Source organism: Stutzerimonas stutzeri, assembly GCF_000952685.1.
In the GTDB taxonomy this organism is placed as follows: domain Bacteria; phylum Pseudomonadota; class Gammaproteobacteria; order Pseudomonadales; family Pseudomonadaceae; genus Stutzerimonas; species Stutzerimonas stutzeri_E.
The window spans coordinates 1-17,131 of the sequence record NZ_JYHV01000005.1; the positions used below are offsets into that span (position 1 = coordinate 1).

Below are 17,131 nucleotides of genomic sequence, written 5' to 3' on the forward strand. Positions count from 1 at the left end.
CCTGAAGCGTCTTATCAGGCCCAGCCTTCCAGTCGCATGGTCGCGCGCACCAGGCGTTGCTCCTCCTGCTCGATCTCCTTGAGGTTGTCGCGAATGCTGTGGATGTGATCGCGTGCGGCGCGCTGGGCCTGGTCCGGCAGGCGCTCGGTGATGGCGTGAAACAGCCGCGAATGCTGCCGGTCGATCTGCCGTTTCTGCATCGGCCGGTGGTAGAGGTTGTTCACCGAGGCGAAGACGGTGGAGAGCATCAGGTCGGTCAGCGACTGCAGCGTATGCACCAGCACCGGGTTGTGCGAGGCCTCGCTGACGGCCAGGTGGAAGGCGTGGTCGAGGCGCGCATGCTCACGCGGGTCGGCCTCTTCGGCGGTGTGGGCTGCGAGCATTTCCTCGTAGCGACGGCGCAGCAGGATGAAATCGGCATCGGTGCCGCGCAGTGCCGCCAGTCGCGCCGATTCGCCTTCCAGCAGGGCGCGTACTTCGAGCAGATCGTAGAGGGTGCGCGGCTGCGAGTTGAACAGGTGCATCAGCGGGCTGGCATCCTGCTCTCCGGACAGCCTCGCCACGTGCGATCCGCGGCCCTGCGCGGTCTCGATGATGCCGCGACCGCGCAGCACACGCAGGCCTTCGCGCAGCGCCGAGCGCGAGATACCGAGCTTTTCGCATAAGCGGCGCTCCGACGGGAGTGTCTGGCCTACCTTAAGTACGCCGTCGACGATCAGCCGCTCGATACGCTCGGCCACCACGTCCGCCAGCTGGCGGCGCTCCGTATTTTCGATCAACATATTTCAGCCTCCGTAACTGGTAGGACCAGTTTGGTGGAAGTCTAGCGCAACAGACGTTCGTATTGTGTGGGGCCATAATATCAGGGCCATTCGGCTCGATCAGTTGAAAGCTTGTTGAAAGAAACTGGTAGGACCAGTGGTTTTCGAGATGGACGAAAAGGCGTAGTCGGGCTAATGATGCGTCAAACCACCGCAGCTGGCCGTGCTGACGGTGAACGAAAGAAGAGCCCCGATTGCCATGAATATCCTCTACGACGAACGCGTCGACGGTGAGCTGCCCAAGGTCGACAAGGCGGCGTTGCTCGCCGAGTTGCAGGCGCGGCTGCCGGACCTGGACATCCTCCACCGCGGCGAAGACCTCAAGCCCTACGAGTGTGATGGTCTGTCTGCCTACCGCACCACGCCGATGCTGGTGGTGTTGCCCGAGCGCATCGAACAGGTCGAAACCCTGCTGAAGATCGCTCACAAGCGCGCCGTGCCGGTGGTGGCGCGTGGCGCCGGGACCGGGCTGTCGGGCGGTGCGCTGCCGTTGGAACAAGGCATCCTGCTGGTCATGGCGCGCTTCAACAAGATTCTCGAAGTCGACCCGGCCGGTCGCTTCGCTCGTGTCCAGCCCGGCGTGCGCAACCTGGCAATCTCCCAGGCCGCGGCGCCCTATGATCTTTACTACGCGCCCGATCCTTCTTCACAGATCGCCTGTTCCATCGGCGGCAACGTCGCCGAGAACGCCGGCGGCGTGCACTGCCTGAAATACGGGCTGACGGTGCACAACCTGCTCAAGGTCGAGATCCTTACCGTCGAGGGCGAGCGCATGGTGCTGGGCTCCGATGCATTGGATTCGCCGGGCTTCGACCTGCTGGCACTGTTCACTGGCTCCGAAGGCATGCTCGGCATCGTCACCGAGGTCACGGTCAAGCTGTTACCCAAGCCCCAAGTAGCCAAGGTGCTGCTGGCGGCGTTCGACTCGGTGGAGAAAGCCGGGCGCGCCGTGGGCGACATCATTGCCGCCGGAATCATTCCCGGCGGGTTGGAGATGATGGACAACCTGTCGATCCGCGCGGCCGAGGACTTCATCCACGCCGGTTACCCGGTGGACGCCGAGGCGATCCTGCTCTGCGAACTGGACGGCGTCGAGGCTGACGTCCACGACGACTGCGCCCGTGTGGGCGAGGTGCTCAAGTTGGCCGGCGCCACGGAAGTGCGGCTGGCCAAGGACGAATCCGAGCGCGTCAAGTTCTGGGCCGGACGCAAGAATGCCTTCCCGGCGGTCGGGCGGATTTCGCCCGACTACTACTGCATGGACGGCACCATTCCGCGCCGCGAGCTGCCCGGCGTGCTCAAGGGCATCAGCGATCTGTCGGACGAATACGGCCTGCGCGTGGCCAACGTGTTCCACGCCGGCGACGGCAACATGCACCCGCTGATCCTCTTCGATGCCAACACCGAAGGTGAGCTGGAGCGCGCGGAGGCGCTGGGTGGCAAGATTCTCGAACTGTGCGTGAAAGTCGGTGGCTCGATCACCGGTGAGCACGGCGTTGGGCGCGAGAAGATCAACCAAATGTGTTCGCAGTTCAATGCCGACGAACTGACGCTGTTCCATGCGGTGAAGGCTGCGTTCGACCCCAGCGGCCTGCTCAACCCCGGCAAGAACATTCCCACCCTGCACCGCTGCGCCGAATTCGGCGGCATGCATGTACATGGCGGGCAGTTGCCCTTCCCTGAGCTGGAGCGTTTCTGATGACGGTTTCCTTCGACGACAGCCAGCAGCTGCTCGATCAGGTCAACCAGGCGTTGGCCAGCAACACCCCGCTGCGCATTCAGGGCGGCGGCAGCAAAGCGTTCCTCGGCCGCGAGGTTCAGGGCACCTTGCTCGACACCCGCGCGCATCGCGGCATCGTCACCTATGACCCGACCGAGCTGGTGGTCAGCGTTCGCGCCGGCACGCCATTGGCGGAACTGGAAGCCGCGCTCGACGAGGCCAACCAGATGCTGCCGTGCGAGCCGCCTCATCTGGGCGAAGGCACCACCGTAGGCGGCATGATCGCGGCGGGGCTGTCTGGTCCGCGTCGCCCTTGGAGCGGCTCGGTGCGCGACTTCGTACTCGGCTCGCGCGTCATCACCGGTCACGGCAAGCACCTGCGCTTCGGCGGTGAGGTGATGAAGAACGTCGCCGGTTATGACTTGTCGCGGCTGATGGCCGGCAGCTTCGGCTGCCTCGGCGTACTCACCGAAGTCTCGTTGAAGGTGCTGCCCAAGCCGCGCCTGTGCCGCAGCCTGCGGGTCGAGATGCCGGTCGACCGCGCGTTGCTCAAGCTCGCCGAGTGGGGGCAGCAACCGGTGCCGATCACGGCGGCCAGCCATGACGGTCAGGCCCTTCACCTGCGCTTGGAAGGCGGTGAAGGCTCGGTCAACGCCGCCTGCGACCGTATCGGCGGCGAGGCGCTGGATGTCGGTTACTGGAATCAACTGCGCGAGCAACGCCTGGATTTCTTCGGTGATGCCCGTCCGCTCTGGCGTCTGTCGCTGCCTACCGATACCCCGGTGCTGGCGCTACCCGGCGAGCAGCTGATCGACTGGGCCGGCGCCCAGCGCTGGCTGAAATCCGATGCCGATGCGCAAACCATCCGCGCCATCGCCAGCGAAGTCGGCGGTCATGCCACCTGTTTCACCGCTGGCTCCACGGCGAGCCCGTTCCAGCCGCTGGCCGAGCCCTTGCTGCGCTACCACCGCCAGCTCAAGGCCGCGTTGGACCCGCAGGGGATCTTCAACCCTGGCCGCATGTATTCCGAGGTCTAGGTCGTGCTCAGCGCGGTTGGCCGCTGCGACGCTGCGCCAGAAGGCGCAAGACAAGGCGTGAGGAGAGAAGTTTGGTAACTCCAAATGAACGACGAACAACGATGGATTGCGCCTTCTGGAGCGCGTCCCAACGGGTTGGCGCGAAGCGTCAACGCAAAGAGTCATTCGCGTTGAGAACGACCTCATGCAAACCAATCTGAGCGAACAAGCCAAACTTCACCCGCGTGCCGAGGAAGCCGAGAGCATCCTGCGCTCCTGCGTGCACTGCGGCTTCTGCAACGCCACCTGCCCGACCTATCAACTGCTCGGCGACGAGCTGGATGGCCCGCGTGGGCGTATCTACCTGATGAAGCAGATGCTCGAGGGCGGCGAAGTCACCGAGGCCACCCAGACCCACCTGGACCGTTGTCTCACCTGCCGCAACTGCGAAACCACCTGCCCCTCCGGCGTGCAGTATCACAACCTGCTGGATATCGGTCGTGACTTCATGGAGCAGCAGGTGCCGCGCTCGGCTGGCGAACGTCTGCTGCGCACGGGCCTGCGCACGGTCATTCCGCGTCCAGGTCTGTTCAAGAGTCTGCTCAGCACCGGCAACATGCTGCGTCCGCTGATGCCGGCGACGCTCAAGGCGCACATGCCGCGCCAGGTTACCCCGGCCAAACCACGGCCGCAGACCGTGCATGCGCGTCGCGTGCTGATTCTCGAGGGCTGCGTTCAGCCGAGCCTGTCGCCCAACACCAACGCCGCGACGGCACGCGTGCTCGATCGTCTCGGCATCAGCGTGACGACCGCGCGTGAAGCCGGCTGCTGCGGCGCGGTGGACTACCACCTCAATGCCCAGGAAGCAGGGCTCGACCGCGCACGACGCAACATCGACGCCTGGTGGCCAGCGATCGAAGGCGGCGCCGAAGCCATCGTCCAGACGGCCAGCGGTTGCGGTGCCTTCATCAAGGACTATGGTCATCTGTTGCGGAACGACCCGGCCTACGCGACCAAGGCCGCGCGGGTGAGTGCGCTGGCCAAGGATCTGGTTGAAGTGATGCGCAGTGCCGAACTAGAGCGGCTGAAGGTCGAGACGGACAAGCGCATGGCCTTTCATTGCCCTTGCACGTTGCAGCACGCACAGAAGCTCGGCGGCGCGGTCGAAGACGTGCTCACCCGGCTCGGCTTCCATCTCACGGCAGTACCGGATGCGCATCTGTGCTGCGGTTCTGCAGGCAGCTATTCGATCACCCAGCCGGAGATTTCTCATCAGCTGCGCGACAACAAGCTCAACGCGCTGGAAAGCGGCAAGCCGGAAGTGATCGTCACCGCCAACATCGGCTGCCAGACGCACCTCGACGGTGCTGGCCGGACGCCGGTGCGGCACTGGATCGAGATCGTCGAGGAGGCGATGCAGTAACCCCTAACCCCAATCGCGCCGTGACGCACATCGAATCGACAGGAGAAAACATGAAAACCAAAGCCATGCTGACCCAGACCGAAGTGACCGCCATCCTGGCCGCCGCGCGCAGCGAAGCGCAGAACAACGGCTGGGCCGTGACCATCGTGGTCGCTGATGACGGCGGCCATCCGCTGGCGCTGGAGCGTCTGGACGGCTGTGCGCCGATCGCCTCCTACATCGCCACCGAAAAAGCGCGTAGCGCCGCGGTGGGCCGTCGCGAAACCAAGGGCTACGAGGACATGGTCAACGGCGGCCGCAATGCGTTCCTGTCCGCCCCGGTGGTCTGCTCGCTGGAAGGCGGCGTGCCGGTAATCGTCGATGGACAGGTGATCGGTTCGGTCGGCGTTTCCGGCGTAACCGCTGCCCAGGATGCCCAGGTCGCCAAGGCTGGCGTTGCCGCTGTCGCCAACTGATTCGGATAGGAGAACAACATGACCGAGCGTGTAACTCTGGGCCGTCTGCAAGTGGCGGCCAACCTGCAACGCTTTATTGAGGACGAGGTCCTGCCCGGCACTGGTGTCGAGGCCGCCGCTTTCTGGAAAGGTTTCGACGAGCTGGTGCATGACCTGGCGCCGAAGAACCGCGCCCTGCTCGCCGAGCGCGACCGTCTGCAGGTGGAACTGGATAACTGGCACCGCAGCAACCCCGGCCCGATCAGCGACATGCCGGCCTACCGCAGCTTCCTCGAGTCCATCGGCTACCTGCAGCCCGAACCGGGCGAAGTGAAGATCAGTACCAGCAACGTCGACAGCGAAATCGCCACCCAGGCCGGCCCGCAGCTGGTGGTGCCGATCGGCAACGCCCGCTATGCGCTGAATGCCGCCAACGCCCGCTGGGGCTCACTGTATGACGCGCTCTACGGCACCGATGCCATCAGCGAAGAGAACGGTGCGCAGAAGGGTCCGGGCTATAACGAAGTACGCGGCGCCAAGGTCATCGCCTTCGCGCGCAGCTTCCTCGATCAGGCCGCGCCGCTGGCCGAAGGCAGCCACGCCGACTCGGTCAGCTACCGCGTGCAGGACGGCCAGCTCAAGGTCACCCTGGAAAACGGCAGCGTCACCGGGCTGAAGCAACCCGAGAAGTTCGTGGGCTATCAGGGGGAAGCCGTCGAGCCGACCGCGGTTCTGTTGAAGAACAACGGCCTGCACGTCGAGATCCAGATCGATCCGAACAGCCCCATCGGCCAGACCGATGCCGCCGGGGTGAAGGATCTGCTGCTCGAAGCGGCCGTCACCACCATCATGGATTGCGAAGACTCCACTGCCGCAGTCGACGCCGACGACAAGGTGCTGGTCTACCGCAACTGGCTGGGTCTGATGAAGGGCGATCTGGTCGAAGACCTGGAGAAGGGAGGTAAGCGCATCACTCGTCGCCTGAACGACGACCGTGAGTACACCGCTGCCGACGGCTCCAACCTGAAACTGCATGGCCGTTCGCTGCTATTTATCCGCAACGTCGGTCATCTGATGACCAACCCGGCGATCGTCGATGGCGAAGGTCACGAGATTCCCGAAGGCATCATGGACGGGGTGGTCACCAGCCTCATCGCCTTGCATGACCAGCAGCGCAAGGGCAACTCGCGCACCGGCTCGATGTACATCGTCAAGCCGAAGATGCATGGCCCGGCTGAGGTGGCCTTCACCGACGAACTGTTCGGCCGCGTCGAGGATCTCATCGGCCTGCCGCGCCACACCCTGAAGGTCGGCATCATGGACGAGGAGCGCCGGACCAGCGTCAACCTCAAGGCCTGCATTGGCGCCGCGAAGAACCGCGTGGCCTTCATCAACACCGGCTTCCTCGACCGTACCGGCGACGAGATGCACACCATCATGGAAGCCGGCGCCGTGCTGCGTAAGGGCGACATGAAGAGCACCGCCTGGATCCAGGCTTACGAGCGCAACAATGTGCTTGTTGGCCTGAACTGCGGCCTGCGTGGCAAGGCCCAGATCGGCAAGGGCATGTGGGCCATGCCGGACCTGATGGCCGCCATGCTGGAGCAGAAAATCGCCCATCCCAAGGCTGGTGCCAACACCGCCTGGGTACCGTCGCCGACCGGCGCCACGCTGCACGCGCTGCACTACCACCAGGTCGACGTACAGGCCGTTCAGGCCGAGCTGGAGAAGATCGACCTGGCGGGCGAGCGCGACAAGCTGACCAACGATCTGCTGACCATCCCGGTCGCGCCGGAGCGCAACTGGTCGGCCGATGAGATCCAGCAGGAGCTGGACAACAATTGCCAGGGCATCCTCGGCTACGTGGTCCGTTGGGTCGAACAAGGCGTCGGTTGCTCTAAAGTGCCGGATATCCACAACGTCGGCCTGATGGAGGACCGCGCCACGCTGCGTATCTCCAGCCAGCACCTGGCCAACTGGCTGCGCCACGGTGTGGTCGACGAGGCGCAGGTTCGCAAGACGTTGGAACGCATGGCCAAGGTGGTCGACCAGCAGAATGCAGGCGATCCGGCCTACCGCCCGATGGCTGCGGACTATGCGAGCTCGGCGGCCTTCCAGGCGGCTTGCGACCTGGTGTTCAAGGGGCGCGAGCAGCCGAGCGGCTACACAGAGCCGTTGCTGCACGCCTGGCGTCAGCGCTTCAAGCAGCAGGTCGGTTGAGCGGTATCAGCAGGACAGCCGGCAGTCAGCGTGAGCTGACCGCCGGCGCGATTTGACGAGCCCCGGGCGCCTATAGCGCTCGGGGCTTTCGAGCAAGTGGGGCAGCTAACGTGACCCGTTAGTCAGTTCCTCGGACTGGAGTGAGCGGATCATTCCGGTCATGCGTGGGACCGGGTTTTCCCGGAAAGAAGTGGTTCACAACAAAAAACAAGGAACCCAACAATGAGTCAGACACTGCTGTCCATACTGGCCTTCGTGCCGCTGGTGCTGGCGGGGGTACTGCTGATCGGCTTTCGCTGGCCGGCCAAGTACGCAATGCCGCTGGTTTTCGTCCTCACTGCGTTGATCGGCCTACTGGCCTGGGACATGACCTTCAACCGGGTCCTGGCTTCCACGCTGCAAGGCCTCATCCTGACCGCCGCGATCCTCTGGATCATCTTTGGCGCCATCCTCCTCCTGAACACGCTCAAACATTCCGGGGGCATCGCCTCGATTCGCCGCGGCTTCGCCAACGTGAGCCCGGACAAGCGCGTCCAGGTGCTGATCGTGGCCTGGTTGTTCGGCTGCTTCATCGAAGGCGCTTCGGGCTTCGGTACGCCGGCTGCGGTGGCGGCTCCGCTGCTGGTCGCATTGGGCTTCCCGGCGCTGACGGCGGTGGTGCTCGGCATGATGGTGCAATCCACACCGGTCTCATTCGGTGCGGTGGGTACGCCGATCCTGGTGGGTGTCGCCGGTGGTCTCGACCAGGCTACCCTCGGCGGTCAGCTGGCGACGGTGGGCAGTAGCTGGGAGGTATTCTTCCATCTGATCTTCTCCCGTGTAGCCATCATCCATGCGCTGTGCGGCATCCTCATGCCGCTGATCATGATCTGCATCATGACGCGTTTCTTCGGCCGCAACCGCTCCTGGAGCGAAGGCTTGGCGATGGCGCCGTTCGCCATCTTCACCGGGCTGGCGTTCGTCATCCCGTACGCCGCGGCCGGTGTGTTCCTCGGTCCGGAATTCCCTTCGATGATCGGCGCGCTGGTGGGCTTGGCCATCGTGGTGCCGGCCGCCAAGGCTGGCTTCCTGCTGCCGAAGTCCAGTTGGGACTTCGCCCCGGCCAGCGAATGGCCGGTGGAGTGGATGGGCAAGATCGAGATGAAAATCGACGATGTCGCAGGACGCACGCCGATTTCCGTCCCGATGGCCTGGGCGCCCTATCTGCTGCTGGCGATCTTCCTGGTGATGTCGCGAGTGTTCCCGCAACTGAAAGCTGCGCTGATGTCGGTCAGCTTCGGTTGGAAGGACATCCTCGGTGAAACCGGTGTGTCCGGCACCCTGGAGCCGCTGTACCTGCCGGGCGGGATTCTCTGCATGGTGGTACTGGTGACCTTCTTCCTGCATCGGATGAAGGCCGCCGAGCTGGGTGCCGCGATTTCCGAATCGAGCAAGACGCTGCTGGGCGCAGGTTTCGTGCTGATCTTCACCATCCCGATGGTGCGCATCCTGATCAACTCGGGCGTCAACGGCTCGGACCTGGTCTCGATGCCCGTGGCCATGGCACAGCTGGTGGCCAACAGCGTGGGCAGCGTGTATCCGTTCTTCTCGCCTGCGGTCGGTGCATTGGGGGCGTTTATTGCCGGTTCCAACACGGTCTCCAATCTGATGCTCTCGCAGTTCCAGTACAACACCGCCAGCCTGCTGGGCATTTCCGGTGCGCTGATGGTGGCACTGCAGTCGGTGGGTGCCGCGGCGGGCAACATGATCGCCATTCACAACGTGGTGGCGGCTTCGGCCACAGTCGGTCTGCTCGGGCGCGAAGGCATCACGCTGCGCAAGACCATGCTGCCGACGCTGTATTACCTCGTGCTGGCCGGTAGCATTGGCCTGATCGGCTTCTACGTAATGGGTATCAGCGATCCGCTGGTGGGGGTTGCGACCGCCCGCTAAGCAGGCGGTGACGACTGCGCTTGGTCAGGCCGCGTTTTTGCAAGGCTTTGATCGGCGCAGGTGAACCCGAACGGGCGGCTCAGGCCGCCCGTTCTGTTTTGTCCTGGATCTTCTGCAGGCCTATCGTCGGGTGCAGGCGTTTGGCGGTCCGTCGCGTTCTGGTATAGCGTGCAGCGCAACCGAGACTGATCGAGGTGAACAATGAAAAAATGGCAATGCGTGGTGTGCGGATTCATCTATGACGAAGCCGAGGGCTGGCCGGACGATGGCATTGCCCCGGGAACCCCCTGGGAAGATGTGCCGGAAGACTGGCTCTGCCCCGACTGCGGCGTCGGCAAGATGGATTTCGAAATGATCGCGATTGGCTGATATGAACGAGTCGAACCATAAAGGCGCGCCGCTGGTAATCATCGGCACTGGCCTGGCGGGCTACAACCTGGCCCGGGAATTCCGCAAACTCGACAGCGAGACGCCGCTGTTGCTGATTACCGCTGATGACGGCCGCTCCTACTCCAAGCCGATGCTCTCTACCGGCTTCGCCATGAACAAGGATGCCGATGCTCTCGGCATGACGGTCGCCGGCCCGATGGCGATTCAGCTCAATGCCGAAATCCGCACCCATACCCGGGTCACGCGTCTCGATCCGGCGAACCGGCGGGTCTGGATCGACAACGAGCCGGTGCCTTACCGCGATCTGGTCATCGCCTGGGGTGCGCAGACAGTGAACGTGCCGGTTGCCGGCGATGCGCAAGATGCAATCTTCCCGATCAACGATCTGCTCGACTACGGCCGTTTCCGCGAGGCGGCGCATGGCAAGCGGCGCGTGCTGATCCTCGGCGTCGGGCTGATTGGCTGCGAATTCGCCAACGACCTGTTGCAAGGCGGCTATGAGGTCGAACTGGTGGCGCCTTGCGAGCAGATCATGCCTTCGCTGCTACCAGTCGAGCCGGCGGCGGCGGTGCAGCGTGGGTTGGAATCGCTGGGCGCGCGCTTTCATCTGGGGCCGGTGCTGGAACGTCTCGAACGACAGGGCGAGGTCCTGCAGGCGCAGCTGTCGGATGGCCAGCGAATCGAATGCGATCTGGTGGTCAGTGCCGTAGGCCTGCGTCCTCGCACCGAGCTGGCCGAGGCAGCCGGCTTGCAGGTCAATCGTGGGATCGAGGTCGATCGCCTGTTGCAGACGTCGGTCGAGCACGTCTATGCACTGGGCGACTGCGCCGAGGTCGAAGGGCTCAATCTGCTCTACGTGATGCCATTGATGAGCGGTGTGCGTGCGCTGGCCAAAACCCTGGCCGGCCAGCCTACGCCGGTCACCTACGGGCCCATGCCGATCACGGTGAAAACCCCGGTTTGTCCGTTGGTGGTATCGCCACCCGCCCCGGGCAGCGAGGGCCGCTGGAGCGTGGAAGGTGAGGGCAACGATCTGAAAGCATTGTGCCGCGCCGCCGACGGCCGGCTGTTGGGCTATGCGCTAACCGGAACGGCCGTGCGAGAGCGGCTGGCGTTGAATAAACAGCTGCCGCCGGTGTTGGCGGAACTGCCTCAAGTTCTGTCGCTAAAGTCTCCAGAATGATTCGGTAAAGCGCTGGCGGGGGCTGGCGCGAGTGCTAGCAGCGTGCCATGCTCCCTGTGGCGCTGCCGCAGTGTAGAGCTGTTGTAGTGCGTCGGAACGCTGTTCGGAGAACAGCGAACAAAAACAATAAAGTCTTAGAGGCTACCCATGCGCAAACCGGAACTCGCAGCCGCCATCGCCGATAAGGCCGATCTCACCAAGGATCAGGCCAACCGTGTACTCAACGCCGTACTGGATGAAATCACCAACGCGCTCAACCGCAAGGACAGCGTGACTTTGGTCGGTTTCGGCACCTTCATTCAGCGTCACCGAGGTGCTCGTACGGGCAAGAACCCACAGACCGGAGAGCCCGTAACCATCAAGGCCAGCAACACCGTGGCTTTCAAGCCGGGAAAGATGCTGAAAGACGCGATCAACTGACGCCGCGTCACCCGGGGCCGACCAGGCTCCGGGTCAGCCTGACTGCATAGTCCCCTCCAGACCCATCTGTTCTGCTGCTTCCGCCATTCAGACCAGCCGTTACAATGCCGCTTTTTCGTCAACGGTCGGCAAACTTCATGAAATTTCGCTTTCTTCTCTGGATGCTTGGTCGCCTGATGGCCAAGGCCAGTCGCAACAACCCCGATTTCCAGAAGCAACTCGGTGACAAGGATCTGACCTTCCAGCTGCACACCTTGGATGGAAAAGTCGCTCGCCACTATGTGGTCAAGAATCAGCGCGTCACCAGCCGTGGCGGCCCTGCCACCGAACCGGCCTTCGCTATCGGCTTCAAGGACAGCGTTTACGGCTTCGCCACCATGAACGCGAAGAACAAGCAGCTGGCCTTTATGCAGGGCATTCAGAACAAGGACATCCAGATCCAGGGCAACCCCGCGCTGGTGATGTGGTTCCAGGGCCTGACCAAGTACCTCAAGCCGCGGAAGAAGAAGCCGGAAGCGGCGTGATTATCCGGCTTTGCCTGCCCGGCGAGGCGGCGAAGACCATCAGCTCACGTGATCGGTGAAGCGCCTCTGTCGGTCGGTGGCGACTATTGCTGCTGCGCCATCCAGGCTTGCGCTTCGTCCAGCAGCCAGTCGCGAAAGGCATTCATGGCCGCCGACTCCACCCGCCGTTCGGGAATCATCAGGTGATAAGCCTGATCCTCGCGGCGATAAGCGTGCGGATGCGCGATCACCAGGCGCCCCTCAGCCAGTTCGCGCTGGATCAAAAACGCTGGGATCAGCGCCACGCCCATGCGGTGTTCGGCAGCTTGGGCCAACATCGAAAACAGTTCCAGGCGCGGGCCGGTCATGTCGCGCGCGATCTTCATCCCCAGCGAATCGAACCACTGCCGCCAGGCGTAGGGGCGAGTCGTCTGCTGCAGCAAGGGCATTTCAGCAAGAGCCTGGGCACTCAGCTGGCCGGTTTCGCCCAGTAACACCGGACTGCAGACGGGCAGCGAATGCTCCGGCATCAGCGGATGGGCGACGGTCCCGGACCATTCGCCGTCGCCGAAGTAGATCGCCGCGTCGAATTCCGTGTCGGCGAACAAGAAGGGGCGGGTGCGGTTGGTCAGGTTGACGGTGATTTCCGGATGCAGCGTCTGGAACTGCTGCAATCGCGGCAGCAGCCACTGGGTGCCGAACGTCGGTACCAGCGCCAGTTCGATGGTTTGAGCGCCCTGTTGCCCCATCACAGATAGGGTGTCGCGCTCTACCGCGTCCAGTTGCGTGGCGACCCGCCGTGCATAGGACTGGCCGGCCTCGGTCAGTTTCACGCCACGGCGCGAGCGGCGGAACAGCTCCAACCCGAGAAATTCTTCCAGCCCACCGATCTGACGGCAGATCGCGCTCTGGGTCAGCGCCAGCTCTTCGGCGGCACGGGTGAAGCTCTGATGGCGCGCTGCGGCTTCGAAGGCGACCAGCGCGGCGGTACTGGGAATCTTACGGCGCATTATGCGGCTACCTCACTAATGAATGGGCATTAAGGCCGTTCAGCATACCTTTGGAGTGACTAAATCGCACAGGTCATTGCGAATTACTCGTTTGCCGCCAGGCGCTGCAGCTTCTAGGATCAGCTCATTCCGAATGCTGCATCGGGCACTGCGCCCGGTTCACCGTCTACGACAAGAGGACCACTCATGGCCGGCAAAGCAAGCTTCAACTGGATCGACCCGCTGCTGCTCGATCGGCAGCTCACCGATGAAGAGCGCATGGTGCGTGACAGTGCCCAGCAGTTCGCCGCCGACAAGCTGGCGCCGCGGGTGCTTGAAGCGTTCCGCCATGAGCGCACCGATGCGGCAATCTTCCGTGAGATGGGCGACACCGGCCTGCTTGGCGCGACCATTCCCGAAGCCTATGGCGGCAGCGGCCTGAACTACGTCTGCTACGGCCTGATCGCGCGTGAGGTGGAGCGCATCGACTCCGGCTATCGCTCGATGATGAGCGTGCAATCCTCGCTGGTGATGGTGCCAATCAATGAGTTCGGCAATGAGGCAACCAAGCAGAAGTACCTTCCCAAACTGGCCAGCGGCGAATACATCGGCTGCTTCGGCCTGACCGAGCCGAACCACGGTTCCGACCCGGGCTCGATGGTCACCCGCGCGAAGAAGGTCGACGGCGGCTATCGCCTGTCCGGCGCCAAGATGTGGATCACCAACAGCCCGATCGCCGATGTCTTCGTGGTCTGGGCCAAGGATGACGAGGGCGCGATTCGCGGCTTTGTACTGGAGAAGGGTTGGGAAGGACTGTCTGCCCCGGCGATCCACGGCAAGGTCGGCCTGCGTGCGTCGATCACCGGTGAGATCGTAATGGACAATGTGTTCTGCCCGGAAGAGAACGCTTTCCCTGATGTGCGCGGCTTGCGTGGTCCGTTCACCTGCCTGGATTCAGCCCGTTACGGCATCAGCTGGGGCGCGCTGGGCGCCGCCGAATTCTGCTGGCATACGGCACGTCAGTACACATTGGACCGTCAGCAGTTTGGCCGCCCGCTGGCTGCCAATCAGCTGATCCAGAAGAAGCTGGCCGACATGCAGACCGAGATTACCCTGGCCCTGCAAGGCTGCCTGCGCCTCGGCCGGATGAAGGATGAAGGCACCGCGGCGGTGGAGATCACCTCGATCATGAAGCGCAACAGCTGCGGCAAGGCGCTGGACGTGGCGCGCCTGGCCCGCGACATGCTGGGCGGTAACGGTATCAGCGACGAGTTCGGTGTGGCGCGGCATCTGGTCAATCTCGAGGTGGTCAACACCTACGAAGGGACCCACGACGTGCACGCGCTGATTCTCGGCCGCGCGCAGACAGGTATCCAGGCGTTCTTCTAAGCCTGCCGTGGGGTGGTTGATGCTTATTTCATCCACCTTATTAACCCCCGCGCGGTGGATGGATAAAGCGCCATCTACGCGCCCTGATCCACCCTACGGTCTGCAAGCGATCACATCCACCTCATCCGTATTCGAGAGACCTCTATGCCCGGCGCCCTTTCCCATATCCGCGTCCTCGATCTGTCGCGCGTGCTCGCCGGCCCTTGGGCTGGGCAGATCCTGGGTGATCTTGGCGCCGAGGTGATCAAGGTCGAGCGCCCGCGTACGGGCGACGACACCCGTCACTGGGGACCTCCGTACCTGAAAGACCAGCAGGGCGAGAACACCTCAGAGGCGGCCTATTACCTGTCGGCCAACCGTAACAAGCAGTCGCTGACGCTGGACTTCACCCAACCCGAAGGCCAGCGGATCATTCGCGATCTGGTCGCCAGCTGCGATGTGCTGCTGGAGAACTTCAAGGTAGGGGGCCTGGCGGCTTACGGGTTGGATTATGAAAGCCTCAAGGCAATCAATCCGAAGCTGATCTACTGCTCGATTACCGGCTTCGGCAGTGATGGCCCTTATGCCAATCGTGCCGGTTACGACTTCATGATCCAGGGCCTCGGCGGCCTGATGAGCCTGACCGGGCGTGCCGTGGACGAGGAGGGTGCCGGGCCAGTCAAGGTCGGCGTGGCGCTGACCGATATCCTGACTGGGCTCTATGCGACCGTCGGCGTGCTGGCGGCACTCAACAGTCGCGAGCAGACGGGTGTGGGCCAGCATGTCGAGCTGGCGCTGCTGGACGTGCAGGTCGCCTGCCTGGCCAACCAGGCGATGAACTACCTCACCACCGGCGTGGCGCCCAAGCGCATGGGCAACGCGCACCCGAACATCGTGCCCTATCAGGATTTCCCCACCGCCGACGGCGATATCATTCTCACCATCGGCAACGACGGACAGTTCCGCAAGTTCGCCGAAGTCGCCGGGCATCCGGAGTGGGCGACCGATGACCGTTTCGCCAGCAACAAGGCGCGCGTGGCCCATCGCAAGGAGCTGGTGCCGCTGATCCGCCAGGTCACGGTGTTCCGCACCACGGCCGAATGGGTCACGCTGCTGGAACAGGCCGGTGTGCCCTGCGGCCCGATCAACGACCTGGCCCAAGTATTTGCCGACCCTCACGTGCAGGCGCGCGGATTGCGCCTGGACATGCCGCATCCACTGGCGGGCAGCGTGCCGCAGGTGGCCAGCCCGATCCGCCTTTCGGAGACCCCGGTGGCCTATCGCAAGGCGCCGCCGGTACTGGGCGAACACAGCGAAGCCATCCTGCAAGGGCTGCTTGGCCTGAGTTTCGACAAGATTCTTTCCTTGCGACAGTCCGGTGTGATCTGACGAGCGGAAGCCGGGCAGCCTGTAGCCCTGCAGGCTGGGATCCTTAGCTGGACCGGTTGTGGCTGAACTCTCTCGCCGTTAGGCCATCCTTATTGCTGTACCCTGGCTTTTTGGATGGACGAGCGAATCATGCAGACGCAGCGTTTACGTACTACCTGGCAACTCACGGTTGTCCTGTTCATGTCCTGGCTGCTGGCCGGTTGCGGCATCAACAACATTCCTCAATACGACGAGCAGGTAAAAGCGGCCTGGTCGCAGGTGGAAAACCAGTACCAGCGCCGCGCCGATCTCATTCCCAATCTCGTCGAGACGGTGAAAGGCTTTGCCCGTCAGGAGCAAGAAACCCTGACGGCCGTTACGGAGGCGCGCTCCAAGGCAACCTCCATTCAGATCAGTGCCGAGGATCTCGACAATCCTGAAAAAATGCAGCAATTCCAGCAGGCACAGAATCAGCTGACCGGCGCACTGAGCCGGTTGATGGCGGTTTCCGAGCGTTACCCGGACCTCAAATCCAACCAGAACTTCCTCGCCCTGCAATCGCAGCTCGAAGGCACCGAGAACCGTATCTCCGTGGCGCGTCGGGATTTCATCACCGCTGTCGAGCGATATAACACCGAGATTCGCACCTTCCCTGGGCGTATCTGGCACACCTTGATGTACAGCGACATGCCGATCCGCGAGAACTTCGAGGCGACGGCCGAGAACGCCGATCAGGCGCCAAAAGTGCAGTTTCAATGACACGAACGCTACCCCTGTTTCTAGCACTTCTGTTCTGGGCCGGCAGTCTGCTGGCCCAGACGTTCGAAGTGCCCGCGTTGACCGGCCGGGTGGTGGATCAGGCTGAATTGCTCGATACCCAGACCAAGGCGAGACTGACCAGTATGCTTGCCGCCCACGAGCAGGCCACCGGTGAGCAGGTGGTGGTGGTGACGCTGCCCGATTTGCAAGATCGCAGTATCGAGGAGGTTGGCCTGCAGCTGGGACGCGAATGGGGGATCGGTCAGAAGGACGAGGACAGCGGCGCGCTGCTGATCGTCGCCCGGGATGATCGGAAAATTCGTATCGAGGTGGGTTATGGGCTCGAGGGGCGCCTGACCGACGCGCAGTCCTCGGTGATCATCAGCAGCATCATTACCCCCGCTTTCCAGCAGGGCGACTTCGCTCGCGGCATCACCGATGGCACCGCGGCGATCATTCGCGTGCTGGGTGGCGATCCACTGCAAACGGCCGGCATGCAGCCGGCGATGCCCATGGGTCAGCAGGAGCCCGGCGGGCTCGGCATTCTTGGCTTCTTCCTGATGCTGGTGGCGATCTTCGTGATCG

General features: G+C 63.2%; 16 protein-coding genes. 14 read left to right on the forward strand and 2 right to left on the reverse strand.

Translation table 11 applies throughout. The features are described from left to right. Positions 1-14 precede the first annotated feature (14 nt). Positions 15-782 carry a transcriptional regulator GlcC gene (gene glcC / locus UF78_RS01870; RefSeq protein ID WP_045160354.1) on the reverse strand — a complete coding sequence of 256 codons (768 nt, stop codon included), beginning with the start codon at positions 780-782 and terminating at the stop codon, positions 15-17. A 238-nt stretch (positions 783-1,020) separates the two neighbouring features. Here glcC and glcD point away from each other — a divergent pair, with 238 nt between their 5' ends. From glcD to UF78_RS01920, 10 genes are all read left to right on the forward strand, one after another. Continuing rightward, positions 1,021-2,520 (forward strand): glycolate oxidase subunit GlcD, encoded by a 1,500-nt coding sequence (gene glcD / locus UF78_RS01875; protein ID WP_045160355.1) that lies wholly within the window; start codon positions 1,021-1,023, stop codon positions 2,518-2,520. Beyond that, the gene (gene glcE, locus UF78_RS01880; RefSeq protein WP_045160356.1) at positions 2,520-3,578 is read left to right on the forward strand and encodes a glycolate oxidase subunit GlcE; all 1,059 of its coding nucleotides are present in this window, start codon (positions 2,520-2,522) and stop codon (positions 3,576-3,578) included. The genes glcD and glcE overlap by 1 nt, the downstream gene beginning before the upstream one ends. A gap of 184 nt (positions 3,579-3,762) precedes the next feature. Then, positions 3,763-4,980, forward strand: a complete 1,218-nt coding sequence (glcF, locus tag UF78_RS01885; protein ID WP_045160357.1) for a glycolate oxidase subunit GlcF — start codon at positions 3,763-3,765, stop codon at positions 4,978-4,980. Positions 4,981-5,030: 50 nt separating this feature from the next. Further along, the gene (locus UF78_RS01890) at positions 5,031-5,435 is read left to right on the forward strand and encodes a heme-binding protein (RefSeq protein ID WP_045160358.1); all 405 of its coding nucleotides are present in this window, start codon (positions 5,031-5,033) and stop codon (positions 5,433-5,435) included. An 18-nt stretch (positions 5,436-5,453) separates the two neighbouring features. After that, entirely contained in the window at positions 5,454-7,634 is a 2,181-nt protein-coding gene (locus UF78_RS01895) for a malate synthase G (protein WP_045160359.1), read from the forward strand. A gap of 222 nt (positions 7,635-7,856) precedes the next feature. Continuing rightward, positions 7,857-9,566 (forward strand): L-lactate permease, encoded by a 1,710-nt coding sequence (locus UF78_RS01900; RefSeq protein WP_045160360.1) that lies wholly within the window; start codon positions 7,857-7,859, stop codon positions 9,564-9,566. A gap of 201 nt (positions 9,567-9,767) precedes the next feature. Further along, complete coding sequence (locus UF78_RS01905) at positions 9,768-9,935, forward strand: rubredoxin (protein ID WP_045160361.1); 168 nt, start codon at positions 9,768-9,770, stop codon at positions 9,933-9,935. 1 nt (position 9,936) lies between these two features. Further along, complete coding sequence (locus UF78_RS01910; RefSeq protein ID WP_045160362.1) at positions 9,937-11,139, forward strand: NAD(P)/FAD-dependent oxidoreductase; 1,203 nt, start codon at positions 9,937-9,939, stop codon at positions 11,137-11,139. Positions 11,140-11,286: 147 nt separating this feature from the next. Further along, on the forward strand, positions 11,287-11,559 hold the full coding sequence (locus UF78_RS01915; RefSeq protein ID WP_021207208.1) for an HU family DNA-binding protein: 273 nt from the start codon (positions 11,287-11,289) through the stop codon (positions 11,557-11,559). 137 nt (positions 11,560-11,696) lie between these two features. Next, complete coding sequence (locus tag UF78_RS01920) at positions 11,697-12,083, forward strand: hypothetical protein (RefSeq protein ID WP_045160363.1); 387 nt, start codon at positions 11,697-11,699, stop codon at positions 12,081-12,083. Positions 12,084-12,166: 83 nt separating this feature from the next. Here the strand turns inward: UF78_RS01920 and UF78_RS01925 are convergent, their stop codons facing one another. Then, positions 12,167-13,072 (reverse strand): LysR family transcriptional regulator, encoded by a 906-nt coding sequence (locus tag UF78_RS01925; RefSeq protein WP_045160364.1) that lies wholly within the window; start codon positions 13,070-13,072, stop codon positions 12,167-12,169. 186 nt (positions 13,073-13,258) lie between these two features. Here UF78_RS01925 and UF78_RS01930 point away from each other — a divergent pair, with 186 nt between their 5' ends. The 4 genes from UF78_RS01930 to UF78_RS01945 all read left to right on the forward strand — a co-directional run. Next, complete coding sequence (locus UF78_RS01930) at positions 13,259-14,440, forward strand: acyl-CoA dehydrogenase (protein ID WP_045160365.1); 1,182 nt, start codon at positions 13,259-13,261, stop codon at positions 14,438-14,440. Between the two features lie 144 nt (positions 14,441-14,584). Beyond that, positions 14,585-15,808, forward strand: a complete 1,224-nt coding sequence (locus UF78_RS01935; RefSeq protein WP_045160366.1) for a CaiB/BaiF CoA transferase family protein — start codon at positions 14,585-14,587, stop codon at positions 15,806-15,808. Between the two features lie 129 nt (positions 15,809-15,937). Further along, the gene (locus tag UF78_RS01940) at positions 15,938-16,546 is read left to right on the forward strand and encodes a LemA family protein (RefSeq protein ID WP_045160368.1); all 609 of its coding nucleotides are present in this window, start codon (positions 15,938-15,940) and stop codon (positions 16,544-16,546) included. Continuing rightward, on the forward strand, positions 16,543-17,131 hold a 589-nt coding region (locus tag UF78_RS01945; RefSeq protein ID WP_045160367.1), incomplete at its 3' end, for a TPM domain-containing protein. The genes UF78_RS01940 and UF78_RS01945, both read left to right, overlap by 4 nt.

Coding starts and splice junctions, on each gene's coding strand:
- glcC (WP_045160354.1), bottom strand. CDS start 782: ATGTTGATCGAAAATACGGAGCGCCGCCAGCTGGCGGACGTGGTGGCC.
- glcD (WP_045160355.1), top strand. CDS start 1,021: ATGAATATCCTCTACGACGAACGCGTCGACGGTGAGCTGCCCAAGGTC.
- glcE (WP_045160356.1), top strand. CDS start 2,520: ATGACGGTTTCCTTCGACGACAGCCAGCAGCTGCTCGATCAGGTCAAC.
- glcF (WP_045160357.1), top strand. CDS start 3,763: ATGCAAACCAATCTGAGCGAACAAGCCAAACTTCACCCGCGTGCCGAG.
- UF78_RS01890 (WP_045160358.1), top strand. CDS start 5,031: ATGAAAACCAAAGCCATGCTGACCCAGACCGAAGTGACCGCCATCCTG.
- UF78_RS01895 (WP_045160359.1), top strand. CDS start 5,454: ATGACCGAGCGTGTAACTCTGGGCCGTCTGCAAGTGGCGGCCAACCTG.
- UF78_RS01900 (WP_045160360.1), top strand. CDS start 7,857: ATGAGTCAGACACTGCTGTCCATACTGGCCTTCGTGCCGCTGGTGCTG.
- UF78_RS01905 (WP_045160361.1), top strand. CDS start 9,768: ATGAAAAAATGGCAATGCGTGGTGTGCGGATTCATCTATGACGAAGCC.
- UF78_RS01910 (WP_045160362.1), top strand. CDS start 9,937: ATGAACGAGTCGAACCATAAAGGCGCGCCGCTGGTAATCATCGGCACT.
- UF78_RS01915 (WP_021207208.1), top strand. CDS start 11,287: ATGCGCAAACCGGAACTCGCAGCCGCCATCGCCGATAAGGCCGATCTC.
- UF78_RS01920 (WP_045160363.1), top strand. CDS start 11,697: ATGAAATTTCGCTTTCTTCTCTGGATGCTTGGTCGCCTGATGGCCAAG.
- UF78_RS01925 (WP_045160364.1), bottom strand. CDS start 13,072: ATGCGCCGTAAGATTCCCAGTACCGCCGCGCTGGTCGCCTTCGAAGCC.
- UF78_RS01930 (WP_045160365.1), top strand. CDS start 13,259: ATGGCCGGCAAAGCAAGCTTCAACTGGATCGACCCGCTGCTGCTCGAT.
- UF78_RS01935 (WP_045160366.1), top strand. CDS start 14,585: ATGCCCGGCGCCCTTTCCCATATCCGCGTCCTCGATCTGTCGCGCGTG.
- UF78_RS01940 (WP_045160368.1), top strand. CDS start 15,938: ATGCAGACGCAGCGTTTACGTACTACCTGGCAACTCACGGTTGTCCTG.